The following is a 7,942-nucleotide window of genomic DNA, read 5'->3' as shown; positions in this document are numbered from 1 at the left end:
CCAAAGCCCCAGTCCCTCGTTTATAAATAGTTGATCGCGGTTCGGCGGCGAACACTTCCAAAGCCCCAGTCCCTCGTTTATAAATAGTTGATCGCGGTTCGGCGGCGAACACTTCCAAAGCCCCAGCCGCGAGGCGGGCGCACGCTCGCTGCGGTCCTCAGTCGCTCGTTTCACTCGCTCCTTGCGGTCCTTGCGTCGCCTGCGCCCGCCTCGCGGCTGCCCCTTTGAGTCCCACCCCGCACAGCACCGCAACCGCACCTCACACCTCCCCAGCCTCGTCGGCCTCCCTCCGGTCGGCCGACTCCCTCGCGCGTGCTGCTCGCGGCCAAGGGCCGCTCGCAGGCACGCGCCACCGCCTCGTTTATCTATAAATCGTGTCCACGCAGGGTCAAGGACGCATCCGGCTACGAATCGACCACGCTCGACGGATCGCTCGCACCCGCCTCGTCCGCGACGCGCCCGGGGAGGAACGAGCCGGTCTCCCGGCGGACGCCGAGGAGGAGGACGCAGCCGGCGAGCAGCGGGAGGACGGCGCAGGCGGCGTAGATGGGCGTGAACCCGACCGCCTCGATCAGCGGGAGCGACACCATGGGGCCGAGGCCGCCGCCCACGTCGCCGAGGACGTTGTTCGTCCCCGAGGCGCGCCCCATCCGCTCGTCGGGGGTCAGGTCCGCGAGCAGGGCCATCATCGGGCCGCTCGTCCCGCCCTGCCCGGCGCCGATGAAGACGCAGGCGAGGCCTAAGGAGACGACCGACCCGGCCCGCGCGAGCAGCAGGAACCCGACGAACGAGACGGCGAGGAACGTCAGCAGGATCGGCGTCCGGGAGTCGCGGGTGTCGGAGATCCGGCCGCCGGCGAGCATGAAGACCGCGGCCGAGACGACCGTGCCCGCCATGAACAGCCCGGAGGTCCCCTGCGGGGCGAGCCCGAACAGCGAGATGTCGTTCGCGCCGAGGAACAGGACGAGCGTCGAGAACAGCGCGCCGATGTACGCGAACATCAGCCCGAAGTTGACCAGCCCGACGGTCACGGCGGGCACGGCGGTGTCGACCTCCCACGGCTTGATCGAGTCCCCGGAGCGGTCGCTCGTGACGTGCGTCTCCGGGACGTAGCGGTGGGCGACGACGCTGGCGGTGAGCGCGAACGCGGCCGCGACGACGAACGCCGCGACGTTGCCCGCGATCGCGGAGACGATCCCACCGAGCACGAGGCCGGCCGGGAACCCCATCGTGATCCCGCCGCGGACGATCCCCATGTTCGTCCCCCGCGAGCCGCCGTCAGAGAGGTCGGCGGCGATGGTGTACGCGGTCGCGAACACCGCGGCGGAGCCGAGCCCCCACAGGATCCGTGCGATCAGGAACCAGGTTTCCGGCGCGACGGCCGCCGCCAGCGGAGCGAACCACTCCTCGGCGCCGACGGTCACCGGGCCCGCCGCGAGCGTCGGTAGCGAGGCCGCGAGGGGACGGAGCGACTCCGCGGGCGGCATCACGAGCGCGACGACGTAACCGAGCGTGGCGACCCCCTCGACGAACAGCCCGACCACGAACGGCTTGCGCGTCCCGTATCGGTCGACGAGGGCGCCGGCGGGCGCGTTCGCGACGAGCCGGACCCACCGGTTCGCGGAGAGGATCACGCCGACCATAAACGCCGAGATACCGAGGACCGCACCGAGGTTCGGCAGGATCGGAAAGACGACGCCGCCGCCGAAGCCGACGAAGAACGTGCTCGCGATCACCGCGAGCAGCACCGGCGGCGGCCGCTCGAACCCGAAGCGGGTCATTCCGTGTCTCCCGCGGCGCCGTCGCTCTCCGACCCGTCCCGGTCCCGCCGTATGGATTCGATCCCGGCGTCGAGCGGCGGCAGCTCGACGCCATCGACGAGCAGCGGCCCCACGGTCCGCCGGAGCGCCGCCTCGGCGACCTGGCGGGTGTAGCCGTCGGCCTCGTCGCCGCGTTCGGCGCCCGCGAGGGTGATCTGTCGGGTCCGCGCGCCGTCGAGAGTCGCCACGAGCAGCGCCGCCGTCTCCTCGACGTCGACGTCGCGGAAGACGCCGGTCTCGATGCCGTCCGCCAGGATGTCGGCGACGGTCCCGCGGAGCAGCCGGTCGCTACGCGCCAACTGCTCGCGGATCCGTTCGTTGAACGGCCCCTGCGTGCGCAGTTCCAACAGCGCGATGTGGAACGCCTCGCGGTCGGCCTCGTCGGGGGCGAAGACGAACCACCCGACGAACTGGACCAGTCGGTCGACGGGCGGGTCGTCGGCGCGGGCCGCGATCCGGTCCTCGGAGTCGGAGATGACGTACTCCAAGAAGGCGACGAGCAGGTCCTCTTTCGTGTCGTAGTGGTAGTGAAGCAGCGACTTGCTCTTCGAACACTCGTCGGCGATGTCCTGCATCGTCAGGTCGGCGTAGCCGTGAGCGCGGAGGGCGCTGTACACTCCGTCCATGATCTCCTCCGCCGCGCTCGGCGCGTCGCTCATTGACTGACTAGTCAGTCAACGATCGGTAAATCCCTATCGGTCGGAGCCGTTCCACCGGACCCGCTCGCCGCTGCCGCGGCCCCGCCGCTCGGCGGCCGAACGCGCTCCGGCGCGGCCGCTCCGGGAACGGGTACAGTCGAAAAGCCGATTCGCCTCGGTGTCGTCGCCGACTTACAGACGGGTGAGGTTCGTGGCGCGCGGACCCTTGTCCGCTTCCTCGATGTCGAACTCGACTTCCTGACCCTCCTCCAGGTCCGGACCGCCGACGTCCTCCATGTGGAAGAACACGTCCTCGTCCGCGTCGTCAGTCGAAATGAAACCGTAGCCGCCCGTGTCGTTGAAGAAGTCAACTTCGCCTTTCGCCATTGCGACCGTAGAAGCGGGAGTGGGACATATAAGGCTTCCGCGACGGGCCGCGGCGTGGAACGGTGCGGTCCGACGGCGGGACGACGCCCGCGGGCGGAGTCGCGACACCTCCCGCGATCCGGCGTCGAGACGCCTTTCCGGCCCGACGGAGCGCTCCCCGGATTTCCGAGACGCGGGAGCGAGCGCCGCCGTGTTAGTAACTACTATACGACCCCGGTTCAGAACCGTTAGTATGAGTCAGTCGTACAATCGAGGCCTCATCGAGGACTTCGGCCGTTGGCGGGAGTTCGAGGCGGGGATGTGGGCGTGGATATTCCACAAGTTCACGGGATGGGTGCTCATCGGGTACCTGTTCACGCACATCGCCGTGTTGAGTACGGGGATTCCGGCCGCCGGTGCGAGCGAAGCGGCGATCGCCGCGGGGAACGACGTGTACACCCAGACCATCGTCTCGCTGGAGGGGCTGCTGCTGGTTCGCATCCTAGAGGTCGGCCTGCTTGCCGTCGCCGTCTTCCACATGCTCAACGGGACCCGACTACTGCTCGTCGACCTCGGTATCGGGCTGGACGCACAGGACAAGAGCTTCTACGCGTCGCTAATCTTAACCGGAGCGATCACCGTCGCGTCCGTGCCGACGTTCATCGCGGGGGCGTTCTGAGATGGCCGAGCGCTACTCCTCGTTCCAGTCGGGCGGTCGGATGTGGCTGCTCCAGCGGGTCACGGCGGTCTTCCTCTTAGTCGTGTTGGCGTTCCACTTCTTCCTGCTTCACTTCGTCCACCACGCCGACGAGGTGTCCTTCCTCGCCAGCTCCGCCCGGATGGAGCAGCTGAGCTACTACTCGCTGATGATCCTCTTCCTCGTGACCGCGACGTTCCACGGGGTCAACGGCGTCTACAACGCCTTGGTGAACCAGGGGCTCACCGGCACGAAACGCACCGTGATCAAGTGGACGCTCGTCGCCGCGAGCGTCGTGTTGATCGCGCAGGGAATCCGCACCGCGAACGCGTGGGCGGGAATCGGACTCTACTGACCCGACAATGAGCACGCAAATTCCGAAGCAGACCGAGGAATCGAGCGAGACCGACGCCGAGACGGAGCCGGCCTCGAAGGGCGACGAGCGCCGCGCCGAGAAGCGGCGCCGCGCGGCCGAGCGCCGCGAGCAGCGGCAGGCGGAGGAGGCCGAGAAGGCGGCCGCCGACGAGAGCACGGTGGAGCTGAAGGTGTTCCGCTACGACCCGCAGGTCGAGGGGAAACAGGAGCCGCGGTTCGACACGTTCCACGTCCCGTTCACGAAGGGGATGACCGTCCTCGACGCGCTGATGTACGCGCGCGACACGTACGACTCTTCGCTCACGTTCCGGCACTCCTGCCGGCAGGCGGTGTGCGGGTCCGACGCGATGTTCGTCAACGGCGGCCAGAAGCTGGCGTGTAAGACCCAGATCTCGGACCTCGAAGAGCCGGTCCGCGTCGAACCCCTCCCGCACGCCGAGGTGACGAAGGACCTCGTCGTCGACATGGAGCACTTCTACGACCAGATGGAGGCCGTCGAGCCGTACTTCCAGACGAACGAGTACCCGGACGGCGAGCTCGAAGAGCAGCGTCAGGACCGGGAGAACCGCGAGAAGATCAAGATGTCCACGCGCTGTATCTGGTGTGGCGCGTGTATGTCCTCGTGTAACATCGCCGCGGGCGACAACGAGTACCTCGGGCCGGCCGCGATCAATAAGGCGTACCGGTTCGCGATGGACGAGCGGGAAGGCGAGGATATCAAACAGAAGCGCTTGGAGATCATCGAGCAGGAACACGGGGTCTGGCGGTGTCAGACCCAGTTCTCTTGTACGGAAGTGTGCCCGAAGGACATTCCTCTCACCGACCACATCCAGGAGCTGAAACGCGAGGCGGTCAAGAACAACCTGAAGTTCTGGTGAATCGAATCTAAAACGACTCCCGGTGATCCCGACAGACAGTATCAAGGGACTCCGGAACCTACGAAATTACATCCCAACAATGTACGAACACGACGTCGTCGTCGTCGGAGCCGGCGGGGCGGGACTCCGGGCGGCGATCGCGGCACAGGAAGCGGGCGCGGACGTGGCGATGGTGTCGAAGCTCCATCCCGTCCGGTCGCACACGGGCGCGGCAGAGGGCGGCATCAACGCGGCGCTGCGCGACGCCGACTCCTGGCAGGACCACGCCTACGACACGATGAAGGGGTCCGACTACCTCGGTGACGCGCCCGCGGTCGAGGCGCTCTGTCAGGAGAGCCCCGAGGAGGTCATCCGCCTCGAACACTGGGGGATGCCGTTCTCCCGCGAGGACGACGGCCGCGTCTCCCAGCGGCCGTTCGGCGGCCTCTCGTTCCCGCGCACGACCTACGCGGGCGCCGAGACCGGCCACCAGATGCTCCACACGATGTACGAGCAGGTGGTCAAACGCGGGATCACGGTGTACGACGAGTGGCACGTGATGGACCTCGCCGTCACCGACGAGGACGACCCCGCGGAGCGGACCTGCCACGGCGTGGTCGGGTACGACATCCAGAGCGGCGAGATCAGCGGCTTCCGCGCGAACGACGGCGTCATCCTCGCCACGGGCGGGATGGGGCAGGTGTTCGACCACACCACCAACGCGGTGGCGAACACCGGCGACGGCGTCGCGATGGCGTACCGCGCCGGCGTCCCGATGGAGGACATGGAGTTCATCCAGTTCCACCCGACGACGCTGCCGTCGACGGGCGTTCTCATCTCCGAGGGCGTCCGCGGCGAGGGGGGTATCCTCTACAACAGCGAGGGCGAGCGGTTCATGTTCGAACACGGGTACGCGAACAACGACGGCGAGCTCGCCTCCCGCGATGTCGTCTCGCGCGCCGAACTGACCGAGGTCAACGAGGGGCGCGGCATCGAAGACGAGTACGTCCACCTCGACATGCGGCATTTAGGCGAGGAGCGCATCCTCGACCGGCTGGAGAACATCCTCCACCTCGCTGAGGACTTCGAGGGCGCCGACGGGCTCACGGAGCCGATGCCGGTCAAACCCGGCCAGCACTACGCGATGGGCGGTATCGAGACGAACGAGTTCGGCGAGACGGTGATCGACGGGCTGTACGCGGCCGGCGAGTGCGCCTGCGCCTCCGTTCACGGGGCGAACCGTCTCGGCGGGAACGCGCTGCCCGAACTCATCGTCTTCGGCAAGCGCGCCGGCCGTCACGCCGCCGGCGAGGAGATGGGCGAGGCCGAGGTCACGACCGGCCGGTCCAGCGACTGGGAGCCGGCCGACTACGAGTTCGGCGTCGAAGTCGGAGACACCGGCGGCTCGGGCACGGCCGCGGCCGACGGCGGCGCGGTGGCGACCGACGCCGAGGGCGTCCTCGGGGCGGCCGTCGACCGCGCGCAGGAGCGCGTCGAGGAGCTGCTCTCCCGGAAGGGACGCAACCACGCGGAGATCCGCTCCGCGGTCCAGGAGACGATGACGGACAACGTCAACGTGTTCCGCGAGGAGGGCCGGCTCGAGGAGACGCTGGCGGACCTCCGCGAGGCCCGCGAGGCGTACGAGGAGGTCGCGGTGTCGGACCCGTCGCGGACGTTCAACACCGACCTCATCCACACCATCGAGACGCGGAACATCCTCGACCTCGCGGAGGCGCTGACGATGGGCGCGCTCGCCCGCGAGGAGTTCCGGGGCGCTCACTGGCGCAAGGAGCATCAGGAGCGCAAGGACGAGAACTGGCTGAAACACACGCTCATCTCGTGGAACGACGGCGAGCCGGAGCTGTGGTACAAGCCGGTCGTCCTCGAGGGCGAGAACAAGACGTACGAGCCGAAGAGTCGCTCGTACTGAGCCGGTCGCCAACGCCGGGCAGCTCGCGACGCGGCGGTCCCGGTGCGGGCCTCGCCGGGCGCCGTCGCGGGCTCCGCCGCGCCTCGCCCGATCGATCCGGATCGTTCACGGTTTGCTATCCGTCGACGATCGAAATCTGGCGTCGATATTCGTCGATTGAGCGTTCGTCGATCGACGTACTCTCCTCGAATATGCCGTTTTCGCCGGAGGCAATCGCTTTTCGAGCCCCTTCTGGAGTTTCGACGAACGTTGAAATGGGGGTTTATTATCGTCGAACTCAACGGATCGGACAAGATGTTAGAAACCGAAACCGCGTCCGCGACGGCCCCGGCGCTCCCCCGGGAGCTCCAGTCGCCCCGCGCAAAGCTCGTGTACCTCTACCTGACCACGAACGGCGACGCCACGGTCTCGGAGATGGGCGAGTCGCTCGGGATGAAGAAGCTCTCCCTGTACAGCATCCTGAAAACCCTCCGCAGCGAGGGGCTCGTCGACTGCGACGGCGACTGTTACGTGCCGAACTGACGCGGCCGCTTTCTCGACGCGGGATCGACGGGGAGACCCGCCTCGCGTCGGAGCGTTTAGGGGCGCGGAACGCTCACACCGACCGTGGACGCGAACCAGACGGAGTTCGAGAACCCGTTCGCGATGGACCCCGACTGCGAGAACTGCGACGAGCTGTGCGGCGCGCGCGAGCGCGTCGTTCACGGCTACGGCGACGTCGGCGCCGAGTTCCTCGTGGTCGGGACGGCGCCGACGGCGGCCGCCGAGCGCAACGGCGTCCCCTTTACCGGCGAGGGGGGCGGCGAGCGCGTCCAGTCGATCTTCGGTGACCTCGGCTTCGTCCGGTCGGAGTCGGACGCCGCGGAGCCGGACGTCCGGAACGTCTTCTTCACGAACCTGACGCGGTGTCGACACCCGGACCGCGACCCGACGGATCGCGAGGTGGATACCTGTGAGCCCTTCCTCAACGCGGAGATCCGGATGATAAACCCGCAGATCATCGTGCCGGTCGGCGAGCGACCCCTCCGCGAGCTGGCCGTCGAGTACACGACGCGCCGGCCGGACTCCTTCGACGTCGACGCCGAACACGCGACGACGGTCCGCGGGCGCGGGTTCGAACTGGTGCCGATGAAGGAGCCGGCGGAGATGAGCGACGCCGAGGCCGACGCCTTCCGCGATCACATGCGCGAGAACGTGTTGAGCCGCGACTACCGGCAGACGAAGGGACGGCAGAGCCGCTGAGCCGGCGGAGCGTCGTT

General features: G+C 67.9%; 9 protein-coding genes. 6 read left to right on the top strand and 3 right to left on the bottom strand.

Annotated features, from left to right (window positions below):
* Positions 1-404 precede the first annotated feature (404 nt).
* The 3 genes from EXE45_RS01980 to EXE45_RS01970 all read right to left on the bottom strand — a co-directional run bounded on the left by EXE45_RS01980 (position 405) and on the right by EXE45_RS01970 (position 2,845).
* Entirely contained in the window at positions 405-1,781 is a 1,377-nt protein-coding gene (locus EXE45_RS01980) for an MFS transporter (RefSeq protein ID WP_137693382.1), read from the bottom strand.
* Positions 1,778-2,479: a TetR/AcrR family transcriptional regulator gene (locus EXE45_RS01975; RefSeq protein WP_092920122.1), complete on the bottom strand. Its 702-nt coding sequence runs from the start codon at positions 2,477-2,479 to the stop codon at positions 1,778-1,780. Before EXE45_RS01975 ends, EXE45_RS01980 begins: the two co-directional genes overlap by 4 nt.
* Before the next feature lie 171 nt (positions 2,480-2,650).
* Complete coding sequence (locus tag EXE45_RS01970; RefSeq protein WP_006628233.1) at positions 2,651-2,845, bottom strand: cold-shock protein; 195 nt, start codon at positions 2,843-2,845, stop codon at positions 2,651-2,653.
* A gap of 232 nt (positions 2,846-3,077) precedes the next feature.
* On the opposite strand from EXE45_RS01970, the gene sdhC reads away from it, so the two are divergent.
* The 6 genes from sdhC (at position 3,078) to EXE45_RS01940 (ending at position 7,925) form a co-directional block, all read left to right on the top strand.
* A complete protein-coding gene (sdhC, locus tag EXE45_RS01965; protein ID WP_092920123.1) occupies positions 3,078-3,503 on the top strand; it encodes a succinate dehydrogenase, cytochrome b556 subunit in 426 nt (141 codons plus the stop codon).
* A gap of 1 nt (position 3,504) precedes the next feature.
* Complete coding sequence (locus EXE45_RS01960) at positions 3,505-3,876, top strand: succinate dehydrogenase hydrophobic membrane anchor subunit (RefSeq protein WP_092920124.1); 372 nt, start codon at positions 3,505-3,507, stop codon at positions 3,874-3,876.
* 7 nt (positions 3,877-3,883) lie between these two features.
* The gene (locus EXE45_RS01955; RefSeq protein WP_092920125.1) at positions 3,884-4,774 is read left to right on the top strand and encodes a succinate dehydrogenase/fumarate reductase iron-sulfur subunit; all 891 of its coding nucleotides are present in this window, start codon (positions 3,884-3,886) and stop codon (positions 4,772-4,774) included.
* A gap of 79 nt (positions 4,775-4,853) precedes the next feature.
* Entirely contained in the window at positions 4,854-6,683 is a 1,830-nt protein-coding gene (locus EXE45_RS01950) for an FAD-binding protein (RefSeq protein WP_137693381.1), read from the top strand.
* A 294-nt stretch (positions 6,684-6,977) separates the two neighbouring features.
* Positions 6,978-7,205, top strand: coding sequence for a TrmB family transcriptional regulator (locus EXE45_RS01945; protein WP_092920127.1), 228 nt, complete (start codon positions 6,978-6,980; stop codon positions 7,203-7,205).
* A gap of 84 nt (positions 7,206-7,289) precedes the next feature.
* Positions 7,290-7,925 carry a uracil-DNA glycosylase family protein gene (locus EXE45_RS01940; RefSeq protein WP_137693380.1) on the top strand — a complete coding sequence of 212 codons (636 nt, stop codon included), beginning with the start codon at positions 7,290-7,292 and terminating at the stop codon, positions 7,923-7,925.
* Positions 7,926-7,942 lie beyond the last annotated feature (17 nt).

It is taken from the genome of Halorubrum sp. SP9, assembly GCF_005435015.1.
Lineage (GTDB): Archaea > Halobacteriota > Halobacteria > Halobacteriales > Haloferacaceae > Halorubrum > Halorubrum sodomense.
This window is presented reverse-complemented; position numbering and strand designations above follow the sequence as displayed.